At 54.0% G+C, this 25,775-nt stretch carries 30 protein-coding genes and 1 riboswitch; of the genes, 21 read left to right on the top strand and 9 right to left on the bottom strand.

From position 1 onward, the window contains the following. The first annotated feature begins 74 nt into the window (after nucleotides 1-74). From OS242_RS04585 to OS242_RS04570, 4 genes are all read left to right on the top strand, one after another. On the top strand, nucleotides 75-908 hold the full coding sequence (locus tag OS242_RS04585; RefSeq protein WP_267150479.1) for a DUF2935 domain-containing protein: 834 nt from the start codon (nucleotides 75-77) through the stop codon (nucleotides 906-908). Between the two features lie 55 nt (nucleotides 909-963). Then, a riboswitch (SAM riboswitch) is annotated at nucleotides 964-1,087 on the top strand. A 152-nt stretch (nucleotides 1,088-1,239) separates the two neighbouring features. After that, nucleotides 1,240-3,150, top strand: coding sequence for a bifunctional homocysteine S-methyltransferase/methylenetetrahydrofolate reductase (locus OS242_RS04580; protein ID WP_267150478.1), 1,911 nt, complete (start codon nucleotides 1,240-1,242; stop codon nucleotides 3,148-3,150). 16 nt (nucleotides 3,151-3,166) lie between these two features. Beyond that, nucleotides 3,167-4,192: an LLM class flavin-dependent oxidoreductase gene (locus tag OS242_RS04575; protein WP_267150477.1), complete on the top strand. Its 1,026-nt coding sequence runs from the start codon at nucleotides 3,167-3,169 to the stop codon at nucleotides 4,190-4,192. A gap of 33 nt (nucleotides 4,193-4,225) precedes the next feature. Beyond that, complete coding sequence (locus tag OS242_RS04570; RefSeq protein WP_267150476.1) at nucleotides 4,226-4,960, top strand: type 1 glutamine amidotransferase; 735 nt, start codon at nucleotides 4,226-4,228, stop codon at nucleotides 4,958-4,960. A gap of 51 nt (nucleotides 4,961-5,011) precedes the next feature. On the opposite strand, the gene OS242_RS04565 is transcribed toward OS242_RS04570, so the two are convergent. Beyond that, a complete protein-coding gene (locus OS242_RS04565; protein WP_267150475.1) occupies nucleotides 5,012-6,376 on the bottom strand; it encodes a helix-turn-helix domain-containing protein in 1,365 nt (454 codons plus the stop codon). Nucleotides 6,377-6,660: 284 nt separating this feature from the next. On the opposite strand from OS242_RS04565, the gene OS242_RS04560 reads away from it, so the two are divergent. Beyond that, complete coding sequence (locus OS242_RS04560) at nucleotides 6,661-6,834, top strand: hypothetical protein (protein ID WP_267150474.1); 174 nt, start codon at nucleotides 6,661-6,663, stop codon at nucleotides 6,832-6,834. A 53-nt stretch (nucleotides 6,835-6,887) separates the two neighbouring features. On the opposite strand, the gene OS242_RS04555 is transcribed toward OS242_RS04560, so the two are convergent. Beyond that, nucleotides 6,888-8,249 carry a tetratricopeptide repeat protein gene (locus tag OS242_RS04555; protein ID WP_267150473.1) on the bottom strand — a complete coding sequence of 454 codons (1,362 nt, stop codon included), beginning with the start codon at nucleotides 8,247-8,249 and terminating at the stop codon, nucleotides 6,888-6,890. 211 nt (nucleotides 8,250-8,460) lie between these two features. On the opposite strand from OS242_RS04555, the gene OS242_RS04550 reads away from it, so the two are divergent. The 9 genes from OS242_RS04550 to OS242_RS04510 all read left to right on the top strand — a co-directional run bounded on the left by OS242_RS04550 (nucleotide 8,461) and on the right by OS242_RS04510 (nucleotide 15,692). Continuing rightward, nucleotides 8,461-8,925 (top strand): pyridoxamine 5'-phosphate oxidase family protein, encoded by a 465-nt coding sequence (locus OS242_RS04550; RefSeq protein ID WP_267150472.1) that lies wholly within the window; start codon nucleotides 8,461-8,463, stop codon nucleotides 8,923-8,925. A 7-nt stretch (nucleotides 8,926-8,932) separates the two neighbouring features. Further along, nucleotides 8,933-9,262 (top strand): NIPSNAP family protein, encoded by a 330-nt coding sequence (locus OS242_RS04545; protein ID WP_267150471.1) that lies wholly within the window; start codon nucleotides 8,933-8,935, stop codon nucleotides 9,260-9,262. A 47-nt stretch (nucleotides 9,263-9,309) separates the two neighbouring features. Beyond that, complete coding sequence (locus OS242_RS04540; RefSeq protein ID WP_267150470.1) at nucleotides 9,310-10,317, top strand: fatty acid desaturase family protein; 1,008 nt, start codon at nucleotides 9,310-9,312, stop codon at nucleotides 10,315-10,317. A gap of 55 nt (nucleotides 10,318-10,372) precedes the next feature. Further along, the gene (locus OS242_RS04535; RefSeq protein WP_267150469.1) at nucleotides 10,373-11,443 is read left to right on the top strand and encodes an iron-containing redox enzyme family protein; all 1,071 of its coding nucleotides are present in this window, start codon (nucleotides 10,373-10,375) and stop codon (nucleotides 11,441-11,443) included. A gap of 27 nt (nucleotides 11,444-11,470) precedes the next feature. Further along, nucleotides 11,471-12,619: an argininosuccinate synthase domain-containing protein gene (locus tag OS242_RS04530; protein ID WP_267150468.1), complete on the top strand. Its 1,149-nt coding sequence runs from the start codon at nucleotides 11,471-11,473 to the stop codon at nucleotides 12,617-12,619. A gap of 17 nt (nucleotides 12,620-12,636) precedes the next feature. Continuing rightward, nucleotides 12,637-13,473, top strand: a complete 837-nt coding sequence (gene dapF / locus OS242_RS04525; RefSeq protein ID WP_267150467.1) for a diaminopimelate epimerase — start codon at nucleotides 12,637-12,639, stop codon at nucleotides 13,471-13,473. Nucleotides 13,474-13,496: 23 nt separating this feature from the next. Continuing rightward, nucleotides 13,497-14,774, top strand: coding sequence for an amino acid permease (locus OS242_RS04520; RefSeq protein ID WP_267150466.1), 1,278 nt, complete (start codon nucleotides 13,497-13,499; stop codon nucleotides 14,772-14,774). Nucleotides 14,775-14,853: 79 nt separating this feature from the next. Continuing rightward, nucleotides 14,854-15,219, top strand: a complete 366-nt coding sequence (locus OS242_RS04515; protein ID WP_267150465.1) for a DUF5412 domain-containing protein — start codon at nucleotides 14,854-14,856, stop codon at nucleotides 15,217-15,219. Between the two features lie 5 nt (nucleotides 15,220-15,224). Next, entirely contained in the window at nucleotides 15,225-15,692 is a 468-nt protein-coding gene (locus tag OS242_RS04510) for a hypothetical protein (protein WP_267150464.1), read from the top strand. Nucleotides 15,693-15,758: 66 nt separating this feature from the next. Here the strand turns inward: OS242_RS04510 and OS242_RS04505 are convergent, their stop codons facing one another. After that, nucleotides 15,759-17,054 (bottom strand): helix-turn-helix domain-containing protein, encoded by a 1,296-nt coding sequence (locus OS242_RS04505; protein ID WP_267150463.1) that lies wholly within the window; start codon nucleotides 17,052-17,054, stop codon nucleotides 15,759-15,761. A gap of 174 nt (nucleotides 17,055-17,228) precedes the next feature. On the opposite strand from OS242_RS04505, the gene OS242_RS04500 reads away from it, so the two are divergent. From OS242_RS04500 to OS242_RS04480, 5 genes are all read left to right on the top strand, one after another. Beyond that, complete coding sequence (locus OS242_RS04500; protein WP_267150462.1) at nucleotides 17,229-17,531, top strand: hypothetical protein; 303 nt, start codon at nucleotides 17,229-17,231, stop codon at nucleotides 17,529-17,531. A 55-nt stretch (nucleotides 17,532-17,586) separates the two neighbouring features. After that, complete coding sequence (locus OS242_RS04495) at nucleotides 17,587-18,015, top strand: hypothetical protein (RefSeq protein WP_267150461.1); 429 nt, start codon at nucleotides 17,587-17,589, stop codon at nucleotides 18,013-18,015. Between the two features lie 155 nt (nucleotides 18,016-18,170). Then, complete coding sequence (locus OS242_RS04490; protein ID WP_267150460.1) at nucleotides 18,171-18,554, top strand: VOC family protein; 384 nt, start codon at nucleotides 18,171-18,173, stop codon at nucleotides 18,552-18,554. Between the two features lie 288 nt (nucleotides 18,555-18,842). Further along, nucleotides 18,843-19,316, top strand: a complete 474-nt coding sequence (locus OS242_RS04485; protein WP_267150459.1) for a hypothetical protein — start codon at nucleotides 18,843-18,845, stop codon at nucleotides 19,314-19,316. Nucleotides 19,317-19,724: 408 nt separating this feature from the next. After that, entirely contained in the window at nucleotides 19,725-20,195 is a 471-nt protein-coding gene (locus OS242_RS04480; protein ID WP_267150458.1) for an SMI1/KNR4 family protein, read from the top strand. Between the two features lie 106 nt (nucleotides 20,196-20,301). On the opposite strand, the gene OS242_RS04475 is transcribed toward OS242_RS04480, so the two are convergent. The 5 genes from OS242_RS04475 to OS242_RS04455 form a co-directional block, all read right to left on the bottom strand. Further along, the gene (locus OS242_RS04475) at nucleotides 20,302-20,838 is read right to left on the bottom strand and encodes a T6SS immunity protein Tdi1 domain-containing protein (protein ID WP_267150457.1); all 537 of its coding nucleotides are present in this window, start codon (nucleotides 20,836-20,838) and stop codon (nucleotides 20,302-20,304) included. 45 nt (nucleotides 20,839-20,883) lie between these two features. After that, nucleotides 20,884-21,321: a hypothetical protein gene (locus OS242_RS04470; protein WP_267150456.1), complete on the bottom strand. Its 438-nt coding sequence runs from the start codon at nucleotides 21,319-21,321 to the stop codon at nucleotides 20,884-20,886. Between the two features lie 47 nt (nucleotides 21,322-21,368). Continuing rightward, the gene (locus tag OS242_RS04465) at nucleotides 21,369-21,848 is read right to left on the bottom strand and encodes a DUF6985 domain-containing protein (protein ID WP_267150455.1); all 480 of its coding nucleotides are present in this window, start codon (nucleotides 21,846-21,848) and stop codon (nucleotides 21,369-21,371) included. A 236-nt stretch (nucleotides 21,849-22,084) separates the two neighbouring features. Beyond that, on the bottom strand, nucleotides 22,085-22,564 hold the full coding sequence (locus OS242_RS04460; RefSeq protein ID WP_267150454.1) for an antitoxin YezG family protein: 480 nt from the start codon (nucleotides 22,562-22,564) through the stop codon (nucleotides 22,085-22,087). Then, nucleotides 22,561-23,445 carry a DNA/RNA non-specific endonuclease gene (locus OS242_RS04455; RefSeq protein ID WP_267150453.1) on the bottom strand — a complete coding sequence of 295 codons (885 nt, stop codon included), beginning with the start codon at nucleotides 23,443-23,445 and terminating at the stop codon, nucleotides 22,561-22,563. Before OS242_RS04455 ends, OS242_RS04460 begins: the two co-directional genes overlap by 4 nt. Here OS242_RS04455 and OS242_RS04450 point away from each other — a divergent pair. Continuing rightward, nucleotides 23,422-23,985 carry a hypothetical protein gene (locus OS242_RS04450; protein WP_267150452.1) on the top strand — a complete coding sequence of 188 codons (564 nt, stop codon included), beginning with the start codon at nucleotides 23,422-23,424 and terminating at the stop codon, nucleotides 23,983-23,985. The genes OS242_RS04455 and OS242_RS04450 overlap by 24 nt on opposite strands. Here OS242_RS04450 and OS242_RS04445 read toward each other — a convergent pair. After that, the gene (locus OS242_RS04445; RefSeq protein WP_267150451.1) at nucleotides 23,889-24,254 is read right to left on the bottom strand and encodes a hypothetical protein; all 366 of its coding nucleotides are present in this window, start codon (nucleotides 24,252-24,254) and stop codon (nucleotides 23,889-23,891) included. The two genes, OS242_RS04450 and OS242_RS04445, sit on opposite strands and share 97 nt — an antisense overlap. 183 nt (nucleotides 24,255-24,437) lie before the next feature. Between OS242_RS04445 and OS242_RS04440 the strand changes: the two genes are divergently transcribed. Next, entirely contained in the window at nucleotides 24,438-25,772 is a 1,335-nt protein-coding gene (locus OS242_RS04440; protein WP_267150450.1) for a helix-turn-helix domain-containing protein, read from the top strand. Nucleotides 25,773-25,775 lie beyond the last annotated feature (3 nt).

Genomic DNA, 25,775 nt, shown 5'->3' with positions numbered 1-25,775 from the left:
AAAAGGGTCTCATCGGAGGCCCTTTTTTGCATACAGATAGTAACACGATCCGACTAGGCGAGGGGTGTGACCGAATGAGCGGAGAAGCGGCGATGATGACGCCGTGGGAAGAACACCATTTTTGGTTGCATATGCTGCAAGACCATGCCGTCTTTTTGCGCGACTTCCTGTCGCCGGCGGAAGAGACGTGGGTGCGCTATGCCAGTTCGTACATCGATGCTTTTCAAGCGGTGATCGACCGGCTGGAGCGGCTCGACCCGCAGTTGCCCGCCTCCTCGAAGGAGATGATCGCGCTGGCGGCAGAGGCCGACCGCGTTGCCACGGGGTACTACCAACTGGAGAACCGGATGCAAAACCTGCGACTCTACAACGACGTCGTGCTGAATCTCACCCCGACCTACTTCAACGGCACGCTCAACGAAAACGGGGAGTACCTGCGCGTGCTTCGCTCTTACAAGCAAGGCCGGACACCTCCCGAATTGTCGCTGATCCAATTGATCGACCTGTGGCTGCTCGACCAGTTCGGCCACGTCATGCTGACGATCAACGGCGTCGATCCGGCTGAGGTGGCGATCCAACGCCGCCTGCAGGAGTATTCGCAGACCTTCCAAGGCCTGCTCGCCGCCTTGGTCTCGATCCGGAACTTCCTGCGCAGCGTCCCCGACGACAATCCTGTCATCCGCAAATACGCGCGTGACGTGGGGCTGGCGACGCTCGCCTTTGAACCGTTCATCCGCGAGTTGGTCGCCTATTACCGGCGCGATTCGGTCGCGAACCGGATGACGCTGCGCTTCCTCGAGCATCACTTCCCGGAGACGTGCTATTTCCTGCGCAAACTGTCCCGCTACGTGCCCGAAGTTGACAAATTCGCCAAAGCTTGCAGCTTGCTTTATCCAACTGCTCCTTGACAGGTTCTTCCGCAGGTGTTACGATTTTTCTGTAAGTTTAAACTTCATATGCATGCTCTTATCCAGAGAGGTGGAGGGACTGGCCCTGTGAAACCTCGGCAACCGGTACGCTGTTTTTGTAAATCCAGCGTACAAGGTGCCAATTCCATCAAAACGTCACGCGTTTTGGCAGATAAGAGGAGCCCGCGTACTCTCTGTTTTTTTTTTCGGATGACGTATGATCGCCTCTTCTTGATGCCATTCAAGAAGAGGCTTTTTTATTTGATTCGATCCTTTCCCTCTGTGATGCAGTGGCGAGCCGTACCAACAATCGAAAAGGTGGGTGACAGAAATGGCACGAACAGTAGAATTTAAAAAAAGTTTGCAAACAGAATTGTTGGTCGGCGACGGTGCGATGGCCACTTTGCTGTATCAACAGGGGAGTGCGCTCGGTGCTTCCACTGAAGAACTGACGCTGAACAATCCGGACTGGGTGCGCTCCGTGCACCTCGCCTACCTGCGTGCCGGAGCGCGCGTGATCGAAACCAACACCTACGCGGCCAATCGCGAAGGGTTGGCCCGCTACGGACTGGAAACCAAAACGACGCGCATCAACCGCGCCGCTGTTCAACTGGCGCGGGAGGCGATTGAAAAAGCGGACAAAGACGCGTTTGTCGTCGGTACCGTCGGTTCGATCCTCGCCGGTCGCATCCGGTCCCGCGATCTGGAAGAATACCGTGACGTCTACGAGGAACAGGCGGTCGCCTTGCTGCATGAAGGCGCGGACGGCCTGCTCCTGGAAACGTTCTACGACCTCGAAGAACTGCTGCTCGCGCTCGACGTGCTCAAACCGCTGACCCAGTCGTCCGGCACGCCTGTGATCGCGCAACTGTCGCTGGTCGAGGTCGGACGCACCCGCGACGGCTATGAACTGGGCACTGCGTTTGAACAGTTGAGAGCGGCAGGAGCGGACATGGTCGGACTGAACTGCCGACTCGGTCCGGCTGAGATCCTGCGTTCGATTGAAAACACCGTCGTGCCGGAGGGGCTGGCTCTGTCCGCCTTCCCGAACGCAGGCCGTCTCGGCCTGATCGACGGCGAGTTCTCCTACACCTCGACGGCGAACTACTTTGGCGAGAGCGCCGTCAAACTGTGGGAGCAGGGTGTCGGGCTGATCGGCGGCTGTTGCGGCACCACGCCGGAGCATATCAAAGCGATCTCCGACGCGCTGGCAGATCGTCCGCGCATCATCCGCACCAACCCGGATCCGGTCCGGCCGCGCCTTGAAGTGATCGACGGCGACCTGCGTCCGCTGCGCCACGTCACCACGGAGAAACCGAGCGTGCTCGACATCGTCAAAGAACGCCACACCGTCATCGTCGAGTACGACACGCCGCGCGACCTCGACATCGAGCGATTCGTCACCGGCTCCATCGAGTTGCACAACGCCGGAGCGGACGCGGTCACCATCGCCGACAACTCGCTTGCCTCGACCCGGATGAGCAACATGGCGCTCGGCTCGATCATCAAGCGCGAGTACGGCATCGAAACGCTCGTCCACGTCGCTTGCCGCGACCGCAACCTGATCGGTCAGCAGTCGCACTTGATGGGCCTGCACGCGCTCGGGATCAATCAGATCCTCGTCGTCACCGGCGACCCGGCCCGCTACGGCGATCTGCCCGGCTCCTCCTCCGTGTTCGACGTCTCCTCGTTCGACCTGATCCGCATGGTCAAACAGCTCAACGAAGGCATCGCTTTCTCCGGAAAGCCGATGAAAAACCGCGCCCGCTTTGTCGTCGGCGCCGCCTTCAACCCGCATGTGCGCCGTCTCGAAACAGCCGTGGCGCGGCTGGAGCGGAAAGTCGAGGCGGGGGCGGATTATATCATGACCCAGCCGGTCTACGATGTGGAGACGATCATCGCCATCCGGGAAGCGACGCAGCACATCCAGGTGCCGATCTTCATCGGCGTCATGCCGATCACCTCGTCGCGCAACGCCGAGTTTCTGCACAACGAAGTGCCCGGCATCAAGATCGCCGACTCGATCCGGCAGCGGATCAAGCGTTATGAAGGCGAGCGCGCCCGCGAGGAAGGCGTCGAGATCGCCAAAGAGCTGCTCGATGAAGCGGTCAAACATTTCCGGGGCATCTACCTGATGACCCCGTTCCATTACTACGAAATGACAGCGGAGCTGACCCGCTATGTGCATGAGATCACCAAAGCGGAGCGAGCGGTGCTGGCGGTCCCGGACCGCATTCACTAGAGAGGAGACAGATGAGATGAGATACGGATTTTGGTTGCCCATTTTCGGGGGGTGGCTGCGCAATGTCGAGGACGAGGGGATGCCGCCGACCTACGACTACGCGAAACACGTGATCCAATCGGCAGAGCGGTGGGGTTACTCCACGACCTTGATCGCCGAACTTTACCTCAACGACATCAAAGGCCCGGATCAAGACGTGCTGGAGGCGTGGTCGACAGCAGCCGCTTTGGTTGCCGTCACCGAAAAGATCGAGATCATGACTGCGATCCGGCCCGGATACCACAACCCGGCCGTCGCGGCCAAAATGGCTGCCAACATCGACCGGATCTCGGGGGGCCGCTTCACCTTGAACGTCGTCTCGGCGTGGTGGGCGGAAGAGGCGAAACAATACGGCGGTCACTTTGCCGAGCATGACGAGCGCTATGAGCGCACCCAGGAGTTTGTCGACGTGCTCAAAGGCCTGTGGACGGAACACACCTTCTCCTACAAAGGCCGCTACTACACGATCGAAAACGCCCACCTGTCGCCAAAGCCCGTGCAGCGTCCCAACCCGATCCTCTACGCAGGCGGCGAGTCGGAGCGAGGCAAACAGTTGATCGCGCAAAGTTGCGACGCCTACGTCATGCACGGCGGCACCCCGGAGGAGATCCGCGTCAAGATCGACGACATGAAAGCCCGTCGCGCAGCAGCAGGACTGCCGCCGTTTGCCTCCTTTGGCATGGCGGCCTACGTGATCTGCCGCGACACAGAAGAAGAAGCGCAGGCTGAGTTGGCCCGCATCACCGATGTCAAAGCGGACGTCAGCGGATACGCCGGATTTAAAGACTTCACCAGCAAATCGCAGTTGGAGCAAAAAATTACCCTGCAAGATTACTCCGTCTCCAACCGCGGCCTGCGACCGAACCTGATCGGCACCCCCGAGCAGATTCGCGAGAAAATCCGGGAATACGAGGAAGCGGGACTCGATTTGCTCCTGTTGCAGTTCTCTCCGCAACTGGAAGAGATGGAGCGTTTCGCACGCGACGTCATGCGTACGGTATAATAGGGGAAACGCCGTACTTAGGAGGCTGTCCATTTGAAGCTGCGCATTGCCCATATGTACCCTGACCTGCTCGATCTCTACAGCGACCGCGGCAACGTGATCGTGTTGCAAAAACGCGCCCAGTGGCGCGGCCTCGACGTCACCGTCGACAAGATCACGCTCGGCGAGATGCCCGAGCTCAAAGATTATGACCTGATCGTTATGGGCGGCGGCATGGACCGCGAACAGATCATCCTCGCCGAAGACCTCGGCCGCCGCCGCGACCAGCTCGACGACGCGATCCAGTCCGGCACGGTCATCCTCGGCATCTGCGCCGGATACCAGATGCTCGGCCATTACTATCAAACGCACACCGGCACCCGCGTGCCGGGCCTTGAGCTGATCGACATCATCACCATCGGCGACAACAACCGCGTCGTCGGCAACGTCGTCTGCGAGATGGAGATCGAAGGGGAGAAGACCCTGCTGATCGGTTACGAAAACCGCTCCGGCCGCACCGAGCTCGGCCCGCAAGCGGAGCCGCTCGCCCGCGTGCTGCGTAGCGTCGCCTACACGCAAAAAGACAACGCCCTCGAAGGGGTGCGTCAAGGCAACATCTTTGGCACCTACCTGCACGGCCCGCTGCTCGCCAAGAGCCCGGACTTTGCCGATTACCTGCTGCGTCTCGCCTTGCGACGTCACGACGCCGAGCGCTTGCTCACGCCGCTCGACAACTCGCTCGAAGGCCGCACCCAGCAAAAGCTCGTGCGCAAATGGGTCGGTGCCTGACACAAAAGAAAAAAAACGGTGGACGTGTTCTCGACACGGCCGCCGTTTTTTTTAATGCTCCAAGACATGCATATGATGTTCCGAATATAAGGCCAGCGCATCCAAACTGTTGCCAAGAGCCGTTTCCAACTCGCCTCGCTGCTGGAAGACCGTCGCTTTCAAATACAACGCCTTCGCCTGATCCACCGTCCAATCGAGCTCCGTAAACACATCGTACGCCTTGTCGATCATCGGCAGCACATCCGCCTCATGCGGATGGCGCTGAAACTGCGCTTCGGCCAGCAGGAGGTGGGCTCGCGCTGCCTGGCCTTTTTGTTGCAGGTTTTCGTAGGTGATCACTGCGCGCAGAGCGTTGTCCTCCATCTCGCTCCACCGCTTCATCTCCTTGTAGCAGATCGCCAGCTGATAGAGCGTGTTGGCGATGCCGACATGGTCGGACAGCGACTGGAAGGCGGGCAGGCAATGGAGAAATTGTTCGACCGCCGCTTCATACTCGCCGTTGATCGTGTCGATGCAGGCGAGATTGTGCTCGATGTCCGCCCGGTACTTGATCTCGCCAAGGTCGTTGTAGATCTGATAGGCGTACTGGAAGATCTCCCGCGCTTTGTTCAAGCTGTGCAACCGCATATACGTCAACCCCATGCCCATCGACAAATGCGCTTTATGCACCAGATGCAGGCTCTCCGGGAAGAAATGATACGCCATCTCATAATGATAGATCGAGGCCCCGAGGTCGCTCGATTGGTTGTAGCACAGACCCAAGGAGTAATGAATCTTATAGAGGTATTCCGAATCATGAATGCTGTCCGCCAAATCTTTCGCCGCTTGCAGCGAGGAGATGGCCGGTCGATATTTTTCTTGTTGATAGAGCATCCGGCTCTGCAAATACAGTGCTTTCAATCGGTTCGACGCCGGCATTCCTTCTTGAGAAACGGTCGCCAATACCGGCTCCGCCTCTTCATACTGACGCAATGCCACCAACGCGGACGCGCGTGCCAACTCCGCCTCTTGGTAGAGATCCGGCATCTCCTCTTGCAGATAATCGGTGCGGATCAATTTCAGCAACTCCAGCGCTTGCTGGGGGTTGTTTGATTGAATGAGTTGTTCACTCATCTGGATCGTTTGCCGAATCGGCGACGGGGTGGTCATCTCATACGACTCGACCGTGCGTTGCGTCCCCGCTCCGCTGCCGATCTCCGCCTCCAGCAAATCATCGGGCGGCACATTAAAAAATTCACTGAGCTTCAGTACCATATCCATACTGGGATTGGTGCGTTGGCCGTTTTTCAGTAATGTCAGGTAGGCAGGAGAAATGTCTGTTTTCTCAGCAATTTCACGGATTGTCCAGCGGTGTCCGGTTATATGTTTCAGATGATCGATCAACTGGTTCAGTTTTTTGGCAGAAAAAGTAGACAAGAGAAATCTCTCCTATGCGGTAGGCTAGTAACTCGGAGTACAAGTTAGTTTGTTTACTTCATTATACAGAAATCTGTTTACTGTGTCGAGTAGCACCCCGGAATCTCTCACTTTTATAGATTCTTTACAAAACAAATTTTAAGATTTTTGTTGACTGAGGAAACTTTATGAGTTACTATTTGTTTACTGATACGTTGCTAACAAATACAGCCTAGAAAACAAAATAAATCAAAAACCAACAAATCTCGACACGCAGGGGTCAATGAAACAGGGGGAATCAACCAATGAAAAAGACAGTCAAATGGATGCTGATCGTAGGGATTGCAGTCGTGCCGTTCGCCTTTAATGCCGTCAACGAACTGGCTGACATTCAGCCGCCGTGGCCGGTCGCACCGCAAGAGAAGGTCAAAGTGGCAGACATTCAACCGCCGTGGCCGATCGCACCGATCAAAGGATAGCGAGTTTGAATTCTCACAGGAAACAAAAAACTCACCCGCGCGGGTGAGTTTTTTTATGCCGTTCGACCGGCGAGATCTTCATAAAGAGACAGCGCTTGCAAGCTCAGCGTCAGCCCGAGCTCCACATGTCCCGTGCGTCGGCACATCTCGGCCTGCAAGTGCAGCCAGCGGGCCGAATCGAGCGGCGAATCGACTCCGGTCAACTCCTCGCCGATCTCGGCGAGCCACTGCGACAGTTGCTCCTGCAGGTGATCGCCCTGCATCTGCGACTCGATCCACAAAAGCCGGGCCCGGACAGCCGAGCGGCGCTCGTTGACGTTTTCAAAAGAGATCGCGCTCTCCAGCGCATGTTCGCTGACATCGTGCCAGTTGTTCATCCGTCGTTTGCACATCGCGAGCATCAGCAGATCGGAGCCCGCATCCCGGCAGCGGCCCGATTCGCGGTGGGCGATCAGAGCCCGGTTCAAATGGAGGATCGCCTGTTCCATGTCCCCCCGCAAACAGGCGAGCCGTCCCAGATAGTGATCCGCATCGGCCCGCACCCCGTCGTCCGGCGCGCTGTGTGCCTTGGCTGTGCACAGCGTCCGTTCGGCCGCGTCAAAATTCAAGATCTTCATCTGCTCGATCCCAAGTCTCAGCAACACGCGGGCCTGCTCCGGGCAACCGCCGGGACCGGCCGATTGCTGACGGGCCTTTTCATAATAGTAAACAGCCGCGCCGTGTTCACCGAGCTTGGCATAATACTGACCGAGCGAGCTCATCACATGCACCGTCAACTCGTGATCCTCGGCGGCCATCGCCACCGTCTTGGCCGCCTGCAGAGCGGATCGGGCTTCGGCCGTTCGGCCCCGGCGCAGGCAGACTTCACTCTGTAAACAGAGAGCGCGGGTGCGGACCTTGTCCGACACGGTGCCGGACAACAGCGCGTCCAGCACCTCAGCCGCCCCGTCAAACTCGCCGAGTTCGATCAGCGCTGCCGCCTGCGTCAGTTTCATCTCCGCCTCCAGATCTCGTTCGCCGGAGAAAAACTGATGGGAGCCGCCCAGCAACGACAGCAGTTCCAGTGCATGCTGCGGGTCGCGGGCGGCGATCATGCGGTTGCAAAGATCGAGCGCCTGACGGATGCGCCCTTGCCACGTCGCCATCGGCGGATCCGACTCGGGCGTGTCCTGGGTCGAAAGCCACGGGTCGCCGTCGCCTTCCTCGATCAGATCGAACAGCCGGATCTGAAAGAATCGGCACAGCCGATCGATCACCTCCAAACTGGGGAACTTGCGGCTTCCCTTCCGTAAATGGGTGAGATAGGCGGGGGAGATGCCCGTAGCCCCTGAGATCTCCCGAATCGTCCACGACCGGCCGCTTCGTTGCTGCAGCCCGTCGATCAATTGCTCCAGCTTGGCAGACGAAAAATACATCCAAAGACCCCCTTTACAACCTACTTTGTTCACCGAAAGAACTATCTCAGTGATTTTTGTTTACTTATATGATAACACGCAGAAAATAAATTTCCCAGTCAGTAATTTTCATGTTGACACCAGAAATCTCGTTATAGTATCATTTACACACAAGCATTTGATAGTTTGAATAAAAAACGAGGCTCACTCGTTAAAAGAGAGGGGGGAGACGATGCAACTTCAGCAGTCTGGAGAAGAACTCCTTCGTGAAAAGTTTGGGACGAGCGGCATTCACGTCGGCACGAGAATCCATCCGTTCTTCAAATCCTTTATGGAATCCCAGCAATTTTTCTTCTTGGCCACATCGAACGCAAAGGGCGAGTGCGATTGCTCGTTCCGAGGTGGCATCCCTCCCGTCGTCGTGTTGGACGATCAGACCTTGATCTTCCCGGACTACGAAGGGAACGGCGCGTTCCAGAGCCTTGGCAACATCTTGGAAAACCCGCACGTCGGCATGCTGTTCGTCAACTTCGAACACGCCATCCGCATCCGCATCAACGGTCGCGCGGAGATCATCGACACGCACCCGGAGTGGAAGCGATGGTTCCCGACGGCCATCCAGTTCGTCAAAGTGACGACGCAGGAAGTCTACGGCAACTGCAATGCCCGCATCCCGCGTCTGGTGGGAAAGGAGTAACGAAGAGATGATCTATGAACACCGCACCTACACGTGCGAGCCGGGAGCCAGGGACAAACTGCGCGACCGATTCGACCGCCACGCCAAGCACTTGTTCCGGCGTCACAACATCCGCGTGATCGCCTTCTATGAGAACCTTCAGCATGAGACCGGCGAGTTTGTCTACATCTGCGAGTTTGAAAACGAGGAAGCGATGGAGCGTTCCTGGGAGAACTTCTCCAGCGATCCCGAGTGGATCGAATGCAAGCGCATCACGCAGCAGGACGGTCCGCTGATTCGAGAGATTGATTCAAAGGTGCTCGTCGCCTCGGAGTTCTTCCCGTTCCGCTACGAGTGACCACGGCTCCGTCCGCTACACAATATTCCATTATGGAGGTGTCAACTGTGCAAGAAAAAGGAGGTCAATCCACCTTCTCCAAAGAGACCCGGGAGGGCATCCGCAAACTGCAAACGCGAAACAACACCACCAACTTGTTCTTTATCGCGTTTGACTGGGCGGTCATCATCGGCGCCATCGCGCTGTCCCAAATGGTCGGCGGCATGATCACGTACCTGATCGCCGTGTTTCTCATCGCGTCCCGCCAACGGGCGTTCGACAACCTGACTCACGAAGCCAGCCACAACTCCTTGTTCAAAAACAAGACGATGAACAACTGGCTCGGCATGCTGTTTGCGTCGTTTCCGATCTTCACGTCGCTCTCCGCCTACCGAGTCTCCCACTTCACCCACCACAAACACCTGTCGGAAGAGATCGACCCGGACCTGATCCGCTACAAGCTGTTCGGTCTGGAAAATCCGCCGCAGAAAAAATGGGTGTTCATCCTCAAGCACATGATCAAGCCGCTGACGCTCATCCATGTGCCGCGCTACATCTACGGGACGTTGAGCTCCTTCATCTTCTCCAAGGAGATCCCGCTCAAGGAACAACTCGGCCGCTTGGCCTACTGGGCGGTCGTCATCACCGCAGCGGTCCTGACCGGTCACGGCCTCGACCTCGTGCTCTACTGGGTCGTCCCGTACGTCACCGTGCTGCAGGTCATTCGCTACTACGCGGAGATGTCGGAACACGCCGGCATCATGGAAGAGCCGGACCCGCTGTTTAAAACGCGCAACGTCTTTGGCAACATCCTGTTCCTGAAGCTGTTCTACCCGCACAAAGACCATTTCCACCTGATCCACCATCTGTATGCCGGCATCCCGCATTACAACATGCACGCCGCGCACCAGATCCTGATGCAAGAGCCGGAGTATTGCAAAGCCAAACATTGCATCGGCTACTTCACGTCGCCGTACCAGGGCGTCAACTGCGTCCTCGACGACATCCGCCTGCGCGGGATCAGAAAACACGTCTTCTCCGTCAACAACGTCAACGGAATGACGAAAGCTTTCTAAAAAATATCGAAATCTTCACAATACACCACCTTACCTAAAATTGGAGGTTCCAAACATGTCCGCTACCAAAATCGAACAGTTGCTGTCCAATGAAACCATCGCCCTGCACGAACTGGTTAAAGAACTGATCGTCTTCGAAGACCTCTACAGCTTCTTCCGCAACAACAGCGCACGCCGCGACGCGGTCCTCGCTCACGTGCAACGCACCGTCGACGCGTACAACGCAGGTGACGCAGATGCTCGCTACACCCTGCATCGCTCCCTGAGCTACATCTATGAGACCTCCCTGTACATCCCGGACAAAAAGCCGGTCTACAACCAAAACGACCCGATCCTCGTCGAGATCCAACGCGAGCTGGAAGCGGCGTGGGAAGCGTTTGAAGAAGCCCGTATGCCGGAGCTGAACGACGTGCCGGAAGATCCGAAAGAGTTTGAGCGCTGGCTGCGTCACTTCGTCCTCAACCACTACGTAGCGGATCACCCGCTCTACGAATACCTGGAAAACGACGCGACCTTCGAAGAGATGCGCGAATTCATGTCCGAAGAGATCACCGTCGACACCCGCTTCGACGATCTGGTCGCCTTTGCCCAAGTCGGCACCGACGGCACGATCAAGATGGAGCTGGCAGAGAACTACTGGGACGAGATGGGCAACGGCAAAATGGAAGAAGTCCACACCGTCATGTTCAACCACCTGCTGGAAGAGCTCAACCTGACCAACCAAGACACCCTGCTCAACCTGATGGAAGGCGCATCGTGGGAAGCGCTGGCATGCGGCAACGCCCTGCTGAACAACGTCCTCTATCGCAAAAACGTCTACAAAGCGCTCGGCTCCCTCGGTGCACTGGAGATGATGTCTCCGAAGCGCTTCGACCGACTCGTCGGCGGCTACAAACGCCTCGGCCTGTCTGAGCAAGCGGCGATGTACCATTCCCTGCACGTTGCGATCGATACCCGTCACGGCAACGGCTGGCTGCGCAACGCGGTCGTTCCGTTCGTGGCAGCAGACAAAGACATCCGTTGGGAGATCATCAAAGGCGCGTTCTATCGCCTGCACACCTCCCTCGACTATGCAGACCGTCTGTACAAGCGCTTCACCGAAAATAAAGAACTGGTCAACGCATAAGCGTTGACCCAAGGGGGAGAAAAACACATGTCGACTTCTGCATCCCAAACCTTCACCAACCTGTCTGAAAAAATCGCAGGGTACGACGCGGTCTGCCTGTTCTCCGGCGGCACAGACTCGACCGTCACCGCGATGAAAACCAAAGAGCGCGTCAACGGGGGCAAAGTCCTCCTGCTGACCCTCGACACAGGCATCGGCGAAGAAGAGATTAAAAAGTCGGTGGAACGCGCCAAGCTGATCGGCTTTGACCACCTGATGTATGACGGCATCGACGAGTTTTGCGATGTGTACATCGCGTCGGCGATCCAGATGAACGCCGACTACCAGGGCTTCCCGCTCGGCACCCCGCTGGCACGTGCGATGGCGTTTGACATCGCGATCCGCGCGCTGAAAGGCGAAGGCGACAAACTGCTGTCGCTCGGCTCGACCCGTTGCCAAAACACCCGCCTCCGTGCGATCCGCGTTTTGAACCACGTTCCGAACATCAAAGTCTACGCTCCGCTGGCAGACCAAGTCCTCTCCCGCGGTGAAAAAGTCGAACTGCTCAAAGACTACGACTTCCCGGTCGGCATCGCAGACAACTTCTCCACCGACGAGAACCTCTGGTCCCGCTGCACCGAGTCGCACGAGATCAACAAGATCAACCTGACCGAGATGGACCCGCGCTGGTTCCAACTCACCGTGGACCTGCATGACGCGGTCGACACCCCGGAGATCATCGAGCTGACCTTCCAGGACGGTCTGCCGGTCGCAGTCAACGGTGAGCCGATGAAGCTCTCCGACGTGATCCGCCGTCTCAACGACATCGGCCGCGTCCATGCGCTGGGCCGGATCATCAACGTGGAAGACACCGCGTTTGGCGACAAGATCCGCTCGATCTACGAAGCGCCGGGTGCGGAGATCATCCTCAAAACCCACGCCTTCATCGAGTCGATCGTCATGAACAAGTACGAGCGCGACCGCAAAGCGATCCTCGACAAGCGTTGGGGCGAGATGATGTACCACGGCGACTGGAACTCTCCGGAGCGTCTGCAGATCGAATCGGAAGTTATGCCTTGGCAAATGAAGGTAACTGGCACCCTGAAGGTCGAACTGTATAAAGGGAACATCCGCATCCTCGACGGTCACGTGCCGGACAGCCTGCTGTTGAAAAAGGAGGTCGGGGGGCTGTACTAAGCCCCTCGTTCATCTTCATGGATTTCTATCGCTACCACGGTCTTGGCAACGACTACCTGGTCATGGACCCGAACAAGACACAGATCAACCTGACACCGGATGCGATCCGGGCGATCTGCACCGCCCACTTTGGCGAAGGGTCGGACGGCATCCTCTACGGACCGTTTGAATCGGACGGCACGCTGACGTTCCACATCTACAACCCCGACGGCGGGGAAGCGGAAAAGAGCGGCAACGGCGTGCGCATCTTCACCCGGTATCTGATCGACGCGGGCTACCGCAAGATCGGCGAACCGTTTGAGATCGTCACCAAAGGCGGCGTCGTGCGATGCCTCGTCATCGACAAGGAAACGCACCTGCAGATCGAGATGGGCACCGCCACCTTCCCGATGGCACCGGCGATTGAGGTGGACGGCGTCACCTATCAGACCACCTGCGTCTCGATGGGCAACCCGCACTGCGTCATCCCGGTCGACGACGTGACGGCGGAACTGGCCAAACAGATCGGGCCGCAGATCGAAAACCATTCGCTGTTCCCGAACCGCACCAACATGCAGATCCTGAAAGTTCTCGACCGTCAAAACATCCAGATCGAGATCTGGGAGCGGGGGGCAGGCTATACCCTCGCATCGGGCAGCTCTTCTTGCGCAGCGGCGGCTGCTGCCAGAAAGCTCGGCCTCGTCGACGAGCAGGTCACCGTCCATATGGCGGGCGGCACCTTGCAGATCAAGATCGGCGACGACTACGGCATCGAGATGATCGGACCGGTCGCGGCCGTCTCCAGCGGCAACTTTGCGGAAGAGTTTGTTCGCACCTTTGACCAACCGCACGCAGTGGGCTACCTGTCCAAATAAGTGAACAAAGGAGTACAAACAACATGGAAAAAGCAGAATTTAAAAAGACCATCGGCTTGCCGCAGGTCATCGCGCTGAACATCGGTGCGGTCCTCGGCTCCGGGGTCCTGCTCGTCCCGGGCCTGGCTGCCGACATCGCCGGTCCGGCATCCCTGATCGCGTGGGGGCTGATGGCCCTGCTCGTGCTGCCGATGGCGCTCGTCATGGGCCTCTTGGCTGCCAAGTTCCCGAGCGCAGGCGGCGTCTCCACCTTCGTGACCAACGCGTTCGGCCCGAAGGCCGGCTCGTTGATCGGCTGGTTCTTCCTGATGTCCGTCCCGATCGGGGCACCGGTCATCGCGATCACCGGCTCCGGCTACCTCGCTTCGGCGTTTGGCTGGGAACAAAACGTACGCATGTTCATTTGCATCGGCATGTTGCTTATCGGTCTCATCGTCAACCTTCTCGGTATGAAAGTCGCCGGCGCGATCCAAGTCGCCGTCGTCGCAGCGATTGTCTGCGTTCTGCTCCTGACCGGCTTTGGCTCGATTCCGAACATCGAAGCGGCGAACTTCCAGCCGTTCATGACCGGTGACTGGGTCTCCATCGGCCAAGCGGCCGCGATCCTGTACTGGTGCTTCATCGGCTGGGAAGCGATCTCCCATCTCTCGGCTGAGTTCAAAGATCCGAAGCGTGAAGCGGTTCGCGGCGTCACCTACTCCGCGTTCCTCGTCGGCGGTCTGTACTTCCTGACCGCGCTGGCGACCGTCGGCACCAAGTCCTACGGCGGCTCCGGCTCCGAAGTCTCGCTCGTTCTCGTCGTCGACAAGATCCTCGGCACCGGCGGCGCCATCGTCATCGGGATCACCGCCGTCTTCATCTGCCTCGCGACGATCATCGCTTACGTGGGTGCTGCATCCCGTCTCGCGTACTCGCTGGCATCCAGCGGTGACGCACCGAAGATCCTCGGCATCCTGAGCAAGAAGTACCAGACCCCGCTGGGCGGTCTTGGCTTCCTGACCTGCTGCTTCGTGATCGTCATCTCCGTCTACTGGTCGGGCCTCGTCCCGCTGAAGACGATCATCCAGTTCCCGAACGCGACCTTCCTGCTGGTGTACCTCGGCGGTTGCGCAGCGGGCATCAAGCTCCTGAAAGACACCAAAGGCGGCGTCGCCATCTCTTGGCTGTCCTTCCTGCTGACCGCTGCTGTCTTCCCGTTTGTTGGCTGGGTCGTCATCTACCCGATCATCATCATCGCCGGCTTCTTCCTGGCGAAGAAAATGACCGGCGACAAAAACTCCGTCCAACAGCACCAAGCATAGGAAAACACATAGCGAAAGCCCGCTCTCTCATAAGGAGAGCGGGCTCTTCTATATATAGAAGGGAAGGAGGGGGACCTGTTTGAAAAAATGGCTGCTGGGCTGCGCGACGATGCTGCTCCTTGTGGGCGGACTGCTAGCCTACATCGTCTACACGCTGTTCTTCTCCATGAGCCGACTGCCCGAGGGAGAGTGGCTGACCAGCACGACGTCACCGGAGGAGACCTACACGATCCACTTCTACCTCACAAACGGCGGAGCCACCACGGCCTACAGCATCCGAGGCGAACTGGTAAACCACCACACCTCCGAAAGGAAAAACATCTACTGGGCTTACCGCGAGCAGGACGTACGCACAGAGTGGCTCGACTCCCACACCGTAACCATCAACGGCCGAGTCTTAGACGTACGAAACGAGCAGTACGACTGGCGAAGAGGGAAGGAGTGAACGACTTGAATAAAAAAATCCTGTTTGGCACGCTCGCCTTGCTTGTTTTCGTCTTCCTTGCAACCACGGCCCGGTCCTCCGACCCCGCAGATGCCGTAAAAGACAAACTGCATGCAAAGGGATATACCGAAGTCGTAGCCGTCCAAACGCAGCAAGACCCCCAACCGACGCTGGTGATCGATGCAACGTACAAAACCAGCACCGAAGCAAACGAAAAATACGGCAACGTCATCGCCGAAGTGTACAGCCATAAGAAAGAATACAAGAAAGACGTCGGTGCCGAGCACATCCAGATCAACATCTACCGTGGCAACAAGATCGTCGCATACATGTCGATCAATGAGAACGACGAACGAGAGGTCCATACCCAAGACCCGGACATCTCCATCCTCGGCATGAACATGCCCATCCCGCCATCCATCTACCAACTGGAAATGCAACGGATCGAGGACGTAAAAGCGAAAGGTCTCTAACAGTCCCTTACACAAAAAAGCGGTGGAAGCGCCCCCTTCGCGCCTTCCACCGCTTTTTCTCTTCCCTCACAACGCGACCCCTCTCTGCTCCATCGCCACCTGTGTCTCCGTCCGCACGTGGTCCAAGATCCGCAACGCCTCCGCATACTCATTCTGCCGCGCATACAGCAACGACAGCTCATGCAACGTGTCGCCCCATTCACCGACCTCCTCCGCCTGGGCAAACGCATCGGCGGCCGCCTGATATCGCCGGATCGCCTGCGCCTGCTCGTCGCGTTCCAGATCGACGCGGGCCAGCACGCGACTGAGCCGCGCCTGATATACGTGCTGCTCCGGCAACAACCCACGCGCCTCCAAGCACGCCGTCTCCGCCTCCCCGAGCCGCCCTTGCGTCTGACAAAACGCCGCATGCTCCACCAACGCACGTCCCAGCTCCTCCGTCCGACCCAACTCGCGCAACTGCCGGATCGCCCCGGTAAACATCTGCTTCGCCTCGTCCACGCGACCCGTCTGTCCGTACAACGTCGCGCACGTCACCTGATGCTCCAACGTCATCAGCAGATTGTCCAACCCCTCAAAGATCCCGATCGCCCGATTGGAATACTCCACCGACCGCTCCAGATCGGCCGCCTTTTGATACGAGATTCCAAGGCCCAGATACGCATGTCCCATCTCATACAGGCTGTCCAACCCCTCATACATCCGCGCCGCTTCCTCCAGCGAAGTCAGCGCCTGCTCCCGTTGCCCGACCCTCGTGTGCGCCTCCCCCAGTAAGTAGAGCAGCCCGGCCCGCAGATACGCGTCCGGCTCCTCCATTTTGTCCGCCTCCTGGAGCCCCTTCGTCCAGAGATACACCGCCAACGAATAGCGTTTGCGCGCATACTCCAACTGCCCCAGAAGCCGAAGCACCAACGCCGCCACCCGCGCATCCCGCCGTACCACCGCCACTTCTTGCACCTGCAACAACGCTTGCTCCGCCTCCGCATACGACCCCGTGTGCAGCAGACACTCCCCGAGATCGAGCAGCAGATCCATCTGCGACACCTGCGCCCGCGGCATCTCGATCAACTCCCGCAGCAGGGGGATCGCCGTCGCATACTCCTTGCCGGCCACCATCGCCCGCGCCATCCGAAAGAGGCTGACCGCTTCCAGATTCATCTCCACATCGAGCAACAGCCGATCCAACGTCACCCCGAGCCGCTCGCCGATGGCAAACAACATCTTATAAGAAGGCCGCGCCCGATCCGACTCGATCTGCGAGATCATGCTCGCCGTGCAGATCCCCTTGCCAAGGTCGACCTGCGTCAACCCTTTTTTCAACCGCAACTCGCGGATACGCTGCCCTAAAGAAAACATCTCCATTAAACAACACCATCCTTCTATGTAATAAATAATTGTTTACCATGTATAGCGCGCCTCTTACACCCCTGATTCTAGAAAACAACACACCTCTAGAAAATACCAAATGAAATCCAAAATTTTAGAGACCCATCATAGACGGATGCAAATTTTTATAATCTGGAATAAAATAGAAGGATGAGCAAACTCATTCGATACAGCCTCCTCACCATCGCTGTCGTCCTCCTTGTGATCTGGATCGCTCCCTATGAAAGGAGAACGAGCACCACCTCACAATTCACTATCGTCAGCAAATACGAACAAGACAACAAACTGTGGATACAAGGCTACAACCCCAACACCGCGCAAAGGAAAGAAATCCGAGTCCAAGTGAAAGACCCCGACATCTGGTCCACCATGTCCACACACGAAACCTACATGATCACCCACTTCCAAAGAGGAGAGAGGGACCCCGTCTTCGTGGAAATCGTGACGGAGTAGTAAAATGCCAAGCCTTACGGAAGTTGGTAAACGATGACGAGAGGTGAGGGACATCATGCAAGCAGCACGAAATAGTACGAACGCACGATACAAAGGCAAAGAATACAGTGCTCACCGTCCATATCGGCAAACCAACATTGAATTGATATCAACTGATTCTGCGGACCTTCAATCAGGTTTCGTGGAATTTACAAAGGGCTGTTACTACAAAGAGGTAGCTCCAAGTGAGATCGAATCTGCCTACAGCGTCACATCGTACGCCCTCTACCAAGGAACCCAGTTCCAAGTTACAAAAACTACAGGGGATCGAGTCCTCCTCTATCACAGTGGTCCGAGCCTCCAAGCGGAGGAACTGGGCTTTAACATGGTGGACCGATTCGAATACGAAAAAGAAGTGGATCGCAGCGAGCTCGAAAAAATGTGGGAAGAGCGCACTCCGATCTGGGGCTTCCAACTCCCGACAGAACCTGACACAATTGAATAAAGATCTTTCCTCTCGATAGAAAGGAACTCACTTCCAATCCGTCGAAATCACAAGATAGACCTTCTCCTCAGACACAGACATCCAATTGACAGATCCAATTCAAATACGTACAGCTCGCCACACGCACGAGCCCATCGCATGGGGGAGGACCATCAATGAAGATCAAACTCACCAGCATCTTCGTCAACGATCAGGAAAAAGCCCGCACGTTCTACACCGAAGTCTTGGGCTTCGTAGTCAAGCAGGACATGCCGGCCGGCAACTACAAGTGGCTGACCGTCGTCTCGCCGGAAGGACCGGACGATCTGGAACTGCTCCTTGAGCCAAACATCAACCCGGCTGCCCAGGCATACCAAGAGTCGCTCTACACCCAAGGCATCCCGACGACCTCCTTCTTCGTCGACGACGTCCAAGCCGAGTACGACCGCATGTCCAAACTGGGTGTGGTGTTCCCCACACTGCCCTCCGAAACGGAGTGGGGTGTCCTCGCCGTGTTCGACGACACCTGCGGCAACCTCATCTCGATCCATCAGGGGTAAACGAAAAAGCGGTGGAAGTGCCTGTATGGCGCTTCCACCGCTTTTTTCGATCTGGACGGATGATGTAACTTTCTATTAAAATGATACGTGTGGAAATTATTGCTAGGCGAAGGGGACAGCAAAATTTGATTACAGCCGACCCAAATACGTTGCGTTACGGTGCCAATCGATTTGCGGCAGCCGCGCAGGAGATGAAGAGACAGGCGATTCAGCTTGAACAAGTGACAAGCCATGCTCGGCAAGGTCAAGACGGCTGGACGCACACGGGTATTTGGAGGACAGATATGTATGGATTTCGAATTGTTTTTAGAATCTAATTTGAGTTGCAAATCATTGGCAGAAGTTATTCAAAAAAAGATAAACGACGCTTTGAACGAAAAGATATCTGTTCACTATGATGAAGAAGAAATAGTTATCGGAACTGAATACTTTTCATTGGCTTTTGAAATTGAAGATATTTCCGGCATAGATTTTGTAAGAAATCACTATAACTTATATGTTAACGTTTGCATTAGAGTTCAATTATACGGCAACACTTTTTATCAAGGACTTGAGTATTTGTTTAAAATCATGGGGAAGATTATGAAGGGGTGTTGTGGCAATCTGTTATTTTTAGAAAATGGTTCAGATCAATTACTTAGAAAGGAGAATGGCCAGTTAATTGTCAGTAATGATTTGGACCAATACCAGATAAAGTACTTCACCGCAGATCGACTCAGTTTGCTTGACCATCCCTATATTGAAGAGAAATTGCCGAACTAATTTTGTGGTGAACTGGAAATGAAAAACCTCTGAATACAGTTGTCTCAGGTCATTTGGCACACGGATACCCATTCTGTTCTCGGCTTTTGAAATATCTTCGTCGAGTACCTCGTAGATCTTGTTTCCTTTCATGATGAACTTTGAGTCCCGTTTTCGCCTCGATATCTCGTACATATGACTTTGTTAAGTCGCGATCAAGATTGCCTGTCACCTCGGGCACGCTTGGAACCTCCCCCTGACCCTTCGACCGCTTGCACCCACCTGCAGCCGTGATCGCGGCTGCCATGCCGAGGACGGCACCGTCTTGGTAGTATTGTTTAAGCGCGTAATTACACTCCATAATGGTGGCAGGTCAACTGGTATGTGGGCAGATGCTCCAAGGTAAAATAAAAGGAGGAGGAAATGATTATGTTAATTGATAAAGCCAGCATCATTTATCCATTACCAACGGATGAGTTATTCGAAAGAAAGGAGAAATATTGGAGAGTTGATCTCCCAATGGATTATGTGGGTTTTTTAAAAGAAAATAATGGAGCCAGAACGAAAGATGGGGCTTTTGAATGTAATGGTCGTGAGTATGCGATCGACCGTTTTCTATGTTTATTGAATGCACCTAGAGAAAATGTGTTAGGCATGTATGATATTGATGTGACACTGACTCAAATTGAGGATCGATTGACTGATCATGAAGATCTAATTGGTGTTGATATTTTACCGATTGTAGTATTGTTTGCGGGTGATTTTGTATGCCTGGATTTTACAAAAGACAGAAAAAATCCTAGTGTGTGCGTGTGGGATAATGAAAAATCTGCTGAGCTAGAACCAATAACATATTTTGTATCAGATACTTTTAGTGAGTTTATTTCAAAAATCAAATAAATATTGTGCCGTCTGAGATCACATGATTTGGAAAGTCTCGGTGATCAGGAGAATAAAAACGCGGTGGAAGGCAGCCTTCGTGGCACTTCCACCGCGTTTTTCATTATTACTCCATAGCCCCCATGAATTGAGTGATCAAATAGATGTGCTCTATGAGTTTGACCTTTTTCAAGTTCTCGACTTGCTCCGCTCCACCTAATCCGAGAAGGGGAACGTAGCCGAAACACTCATCGAAGGTTGGCAGACCATACCTTTCAATGGCCTGAGGATACGGAGCCCCATCTACTTCCTCGCGTAAAAAATCATCATCCATCAGATCATCCAAGAAAAAATCAAATCCGGATGCAAGCACGGATACATGACCCTTGCGGAAGTTCAAGAGATTCAAGTACCTGCCTTTTTCCCAAACGATAAGATCGCCCATCGCGGTCGCAAACAAGGGAATCGCATCTTGATGCCGCACATATACGTCGCTCAGCAGTTCTTGCCACCGATCAGGATGGACGATCTTCAGATAACCCTGTAAGACACTGCCAAAGCCGAACTGCTGCAAGATCGCGATCATTTCATCGGGGATTTTCCCGGTATATGTTTCGATAACGGATGCCGGTGCCCTCTGATGTAACGCAAAATCCTGTAACACAAGGATGTACCCTCATTCCTTTCGTGTATGGGTGGGGGCAACCGATTACCCGCAAAGTTCCGCTTTCAAATTACCCGTTACTCTGAGCGTCACTCCTGTTTTCACATCCACCTTTTCTTCAAATTCGACGAAGATGGTTCCTCCTAAATCCTCGACTTCACAGAGCAGCGTGTACTCATCTTCCACTTCCGTCACAGTCACTTCGACTAGAACATGAGAAGATTCGCTGATCGGCTGTATGAATGTATGGGGTACCGACGACGGGGCTGCAAGAACCGAGTATTCATTCACCAGATCAATTCCAACCTCTACAGTCACACGTTGACCAACCGAAAGATACGCAGACTTCTCCCCGGCTTCCAAATATTCCTCATGTTTAACCAAGTGACACCAGAGTTTTCTTTTGGGAGCACTGACGTCTAAATGAATCAGACGTTCATACCCATCGGTGATACTGGCACAGATTGTTCCATGTAGTTTCATAACGTCCTCCGGCACGATCACAGGGATGCTGTTACGCAAGCATCACCTTACAGGACTATATCTTGGAATCCGACCTCAACGACTTCTTCGTTTTCAATCTTCACACCGAGTCCATGTTCCTCTTCCCACGTACACTCGAAAAGGAGCCCAACTCTACGAACACCATTTTTTCGCACTCGTCGAATGATCAATTGAGTAGGCTCAACCAAGTCACTCAACTCGTCCATTTTTTCGATACTAGGCGCGATCTTGTCGGCTTCGTCATCACCCACCATCTCTCTGTATTCCATGTACACTTCTTGATAATAGTCAAAAAGAGCCGCCTCAGCCTTCGCCATGATCGACTCCATATCATGAACCAGATTGGTGTACGCTTCTTTTTGAGCATCTTGAAACTCGCCTTCTTCATTGCCGTCGATGCTCAAAATTACGTTGTGTTCTTTGCCAAAAATCTTTATCGTCTGCTGTCCACTCCAATAGTAATCGTACGAGATCTTTCCGAACAGCTCGTGGTTACGTTCAGCCATGCCATCAGTCTCCTAACTTCTTCTCTTTGAGATTATGTTCTAGTAAAACATTCGGGTCGGCTGTTATCAAATAGGAGAGTCTCCTTTATCTGAGAAGATAGGGGATAGGCTCCATTTTAATGCAGAATTACATGATTTGGAAGTGGTGAGGTCAGGGGGAGTTAAAAAGCGGTGGAAGGCGCTCGTATGGCGCTTCCACCGCTTTTTTTGCTGGCACTTGAACGATCAATCTACGATCATTGATGATCTGGTTTGGCACGGTTCAGATGTTCTTCTAAAAACCGTCGATCAGTTTCATCCGTTGGTGCAAGACCCAGGTACGTATGCTCCCAAAGAATCGCTCGTTCATGATCATCTGCGTCAGATAAATCTTCATACCCGTAATCAATGTTAAATGTGCCCGTATGATCGAAAAACATCGTAAAGTTTGTCCAAGCTTTTCCGTCCTGCAGGAACTCTTGCCAGAGTTCCTGGACATGATCCAGCAATCGATACCAGTACGTGTCATGCTCTTCTTCATCGACTTGGAAAAGTTCAGGAATATCGTGGACATACACGGGTGCATCAATGTCTTTGGGGTAATAGAAGAAAAACGCTTTTCGTACCCCATCTGCGATCTCGCCATACAGATAAACCTTTGACCACTCCTCTGGAATGGCTGCAACGACTGTTTCGGCAATTCCTTGATAGAGAGAACTTAAACGAGACTCATTCATTTGTTTTTCCCTCCCGGTACATTTTCGAAGTCTACCTTACTCCATCTACCTCCGCCAATTTTATACTTTATTTCAAAACGATCAGGCCTTTGGGAGTCACCGAAGTATTTCGGTATCACTTGCACCTCCACGGTTCTCCCATTGTCAAGTTGCTTCGCCCACATGTTCTCAAGCTTTTTCCATTCACCTTTGTTCAGGTTACCATTCATAGATACAAGATTGTCAAGACTGCCCGACCCTTCAAAAATACTTGCAATCAGGTGTCCACCATCGTCATCAGGCAATCTGTCTTCTCGTCCAGCAACCTTTTGGGCATGGTTGTTTCTTTTGCCAAACCCTAAACTTAGTTTCCCTTCGGCTTTGATGATCCTTCCCTGATCGTCGGTTCTGTAAGTATGACCGGATGGAGTTGTATACTCCACATTTGGTTTCAATACTTTTTTTCTACCATCTCTCGTATAGTGATCACCATAGTTTACCGTTGTGTGAGTACTAGGGGGATGAGACGATCCATCATGCCCCTTGGGTTGAGGTATTGAGGGAATCTCCCCCTGACCCTTCGACCGCTTGAACCCACCGGCAGCCGCGATCGCGGCTGCCATGCCGAGGAAGGCACCATCCTGATAGTACTGTTTAAGCGCGTACTCCGTGTATCCTTCTTGCTCGATCAGTTCTTTCCCGGGGGCACCGTTTTGGATGCGTTCTTGCCAGAGGTAGTTTCTTTCCTCCTCGGCCCGGATCAGTTCGATCTCGTTCTCCAAGTCATCCGCGCTCAGCTTGCCATAGGCTTGCTCACAGTAGACGCGGGCTGCCTCGGTGCGATCTTCGTCGGGGAGCCAGGGGGACTGGGTCTGTTTGTGATACAGGATCAGGATCGTCATCGCATCCGCTCGCCGGTGGGCCTCGATCTGGTCGGCCGTCAGCGGGGGAGCGACTTTTTCTTCTGCGAGCAGTTCCGGGTGTCGGCTGTAGTAGTCCTGCCAGTGCTTCGGGAGACCTGCGAGAAGAGCGTCGGGAGCGTCCGCCTCCGCACCGGGGATCAAGGACGGCGGGATCATCCGGGCGATCGTCTGAAACTCGGACGATGCCTGCGCGTCCGCATGGCTCGCTTCGGCATCGGCTTGATGCCGGATCTGGGCTGCTTGGTGATGGAGGTGTTGCCTTGTGTGGATGCTGTCGAGCGTGTCATCCCCGTACTCGAACGCTTGTTGGTCCAAGCGGTCGGCACGGCGGCGAAGTTCCAGCACCTGCTCCATGCGCATCGCAAACCGGATGAGCGTCTGGGCGACGCTCTCAAAGGCACTGCTCGCTGTTTAATCAAAAATTACATGTTTTGGAAGTGGAAGGAGACGGACTGGCAAGTTATCTCAAACACGATCACACCTTCTCCACCACGGGCCACAAACGTCAGCGTCTCATAGTCCCCATGTACGGATGGCGTAACTTCCGTGGTCAGGATCTCATGGCCGTCTGCTGAGAGTTCAAGCTCCGGTTGCATCCTGAATTTTTGAACATGTTGCAGAGTTAAAATACCGACAACGATCTCCGGCTGTTCGCTCGTGTAACCCGCTTGCATCCAATTGCAAAGTTCGATCTCAACACGCACCTCACGCGCACGCTCATCACGTGTGACATGGAGGATGCTGCTGTCATGGAAGTAAACGTTTCGGATCAGCTCTGCCACCTTCATGCTGTGCCCTCCTTTGGCAGTACTGCGTGAACTTTTGTATGAATAAAAATCACGTTATTTTATCTGATTATAATCATGATGGGAGAAAAACTGAATCAATCATCTGATTTTATTTGAAATTCCCCACAGAGGTGGTAAAATCTACTTTAGAATCACTCGACCGGATACGTGAAAGAGGTGACCATGTTGACCATCGAAAAACCAAAGACCCTCTACAAAGGCGGCACCAAAGCCACCGGCCTCAAATCGGTCCAAGTCGGCGAGAAAGTCCGCTACCACCGCCTCCAACGCGGCCTGAGCCAGCAAGAACTCGCCGACGGCCTCTGCTCCGTGCAACTGATCTCCGCCATCGAACGCGGCACAAACAACCCCAGGGTCAAAACCTTGGAGATGATCGCGGATCGGCTGAATGTCCCGCTGAAGGAGATCTACCAGCCGGACGAGGACGAGTTTCCCAATCGGGTGAAGTTGCAGTTGGTAGAGGCGTATATGAAGCGTGGGGAGTATGAGGCTGCGCAATTAGCGCTAAGTCAATTAGATGATCGTGACGACTTGGTAGAAATTGAGAGGCAATTTCACGCATTATTGCAAGGAGAATTGTATAATAAGATTGGAAAAGCACAGGAGGCTTGTGATTTACTGGATGGTTTAATTGATACATTAGAAATCAGAAAAAACGCTGATGATGAATTTAGATGTAAAGCGTATAACCAGCTAGGAACATCCTATTTCTCTATGAGGGATTTTACAAAAGCCTATGCTGCATATATGCGAGGATATCAATCTTCTTTGCGGTTGAGTACGTTTGATATGACGGCTGCATCTGTTACATATAATTTGGCCATCACATGTAATGAGTTAGGTATAAATGATGAGGCGAGGCAGTATTTAGAAATGGCTAGTAAGTATTACGAATCTGTTTCTGACCTAAGAAAACTAGCAGATGTTTACTTCTCATCTGCTATCGCAACCCATGACTCAGAATTTTTATTGAAAGCTAAGAATATATATGAAAGTTTGGAATGTTTCTCTATGTTACAGGTAGTACGTCAATTTCAGGCATACCATTTTGATGTAAAGGATAGTTATTTGTCGGCGGTTGATACGCTATTGGATATTGGTTGTGAATTTGAAAAGTTAAATGAACATGAACGTGCTCTGTTTACATATTCTCGAACTGTTCTTTTATGTGTAGATAATGATGATTCGATACGGGCCACGGACGCCTTTACTTTGGCTACACGGAAATTCCACGAGATAGGAAATGAGACAGGACAATATACTCCCTATTACTATTTTGCTAGAGCAAAATATAACTTCTCAAGACAAAGTTACGATCAATGTTTACAAAGTGCTGAAAAAGCTAGCATGCTTTATGGTAAAATGGGAATGAAAACAGATAAGTCTAAAGCCCTAGACCTAATTGTACAGGTCTATAAACAGCAGGGGAACTATCGAGAAGCTTTAGAGGTATCCTTAATGATTAATGAGTTATTACGTTACGAGGGGAGGAAGTAAGAG

Source organism: Tumebacillus lacus, assembly GCF_026410385.1.
Lineage (GTDB): Bacteria > Bacillota > Bacilli > Tumebacillales > Tumebacillaceae > Tumebacillus > Tumebacillus lacus.
Note: the sequence above shows the minus strand (reverse complement) of the source record. Positions and strands in the feature narration are given on the sequence as shown.

Bases quoted from the DNA above. Each gene is read 5' to 3' on its own strand.
- OS242_RS04585 (WP_267150479.1), top strand. From the start codon at position 75: ATGAGCGGAGAAGCGGCGATGATGACGCCGTGGGAAGAACACCATTTT.
- OS242_RS04580 (WP_267150478.1), top strand. From the start codon at position 1,240: ATGGCACGAACAGTAGAATTTAAAAAAAGTTTGCAAACAGAATTGTTG.
- OS242_RS04575 (WP_267150477.1), top strand. From the start codon at position 3,167: ATGAGATACGGATTTTGGTTGCCCATTTTCGGGGGGTGGCTGCGCAAT.
- OS242_RS04560 (WP_267150474.1), top strand. From the start codon at position 6,661: ATGAAAAAGACAGTCAAATGGATGCTGATCGTAGGGATTGCAGTCGTG.
- OS242_RS04555 (WP_267150473.1), bottom strand. From the start codon at position 8,249: ATGTATTTTTCGTCTGCCAAGCTGGAGCAATTGATCGACGGGCTGCAG.
- OS242_RS04550 (WP_267150472.1), top strand. From the start codon at position 8,461: ATGCAACTTCAGCAGTCTGGAGAAGAACTCCTTCGTGAAAAGTTTGGG.
- OS242_RS04545 (WP_267150471.1), top strand. From the start codon at position 8,933: ATGATCTATGAACACCGCACCTACACGTGCGAGCCGGGAGCCAGGGAC.
- OS242_RS04535 (WP_267150469.1), top strand. From the start codon at position 10,373: ATGTCCGCTACCAAAATCGAACAGTTGCTGTCCAATGAAACCATCGCC.
- OS242_RS04530 (WP_267150468.1), top strand. From the start codon at position 11,471: ATGTCGACTTCTGCATCCCAAACCTTCACCAACCTGTCTGAAAAAATC.
- dapF (WP_267150467.1), top strand. From the start codon at position 12,637: ATGGATTTCTATCGCTACCACGGTCTTGGCAACGACTACCTGGTCATG.
- OS242_RS04520 (WP_267150466.1), top strand. From the start codon at position 13,497: ATGGAAAAAGCAGAATTTAAAAAGACCATCGGCTTGCCGCAGGTCATC.
- OS242_RS04505 (WP_267150463.1), bottom strand. From the start codon at position 17,054: ATGGAGATGTTTTCTTTAGGGCAGCGTATCCGCGAGTTGCGGTTGAAA.
- OS242_RS04500 (WP_267150462.1), top strand. From the start codon at position 17,229: ATGAGCAAACTCATTCGATACAGCCTCCTCACCATCGCTGTCGTCCTC.
- OS242_RS04495 (WP_267150461.1), top strand. From the start codon at position 17,587: ATGCAAGCAGCACGAAATAGTACGAACGCACGATACAAAGGCAAAGAA.
- OS242_RS04490 (WP_267150460.1), top strand. From the start codon at position 18,171: ATGAAGATCAAACTCACCAGCATCTTCGTCAACGATCAGGAAAAAGCC.
- OS242_RS04485 (WP_267150459.1), top strand. From the start codon at position 18,843: ATGGATTTCGAATTGTTTTTAGAATCTAATTTGAGTTGCAAATCATTG.
- OS242_RS04480 (WP_267150458.1), top strand. From the start codon at position 19,725: ATGTTAATTGATAAAGCCAGCATCATTTATCCATTACCAACGGATGAG.
- OS242_RS04470 (WP_267150456.1), bottom strand. From the start codon at position 21,321: ATGAAACTACATGGAACAATCTGTGCCAGTATCACCGATGGGTATGAA.
- OS242_RS04465 (WP_267150455.1), bottom strand. From the start codon at position 21,848: ATGGCTGAACGTAACCACGAGCTGTTCGGAAAGATCTCGTACGATTAC.
- OS242_RS04460 (WP_267150454.1), bottom strand. From the start codon at position 22,564: ATGAATGAGTCTCGTTTAAGTTCTCTCTATCAAGGAATTGCCGAAACA.
- OS242_RS04455 (WP_267150453.1), bottom strand. From the start codon at position 23,445: ATGACGATCCTGATCCTGTATCACAAACAGACCCAGTCCCCCTGGCTC.
- OS242_RS04445 (WP_267150451.1), bottom strand. From the start codon at position 24,254: ATGAAGGTGGCAGAGCTGATCCGAAACGTTTACTTCCATGACAGCAGC.
- OS242_RS04440 (WP_267150450.1), top strand. From the start codon at position 24,438: ATGTTGACCATCGAAAAACCAAAGACCCTCTACAAAGGCGGCACCAAA.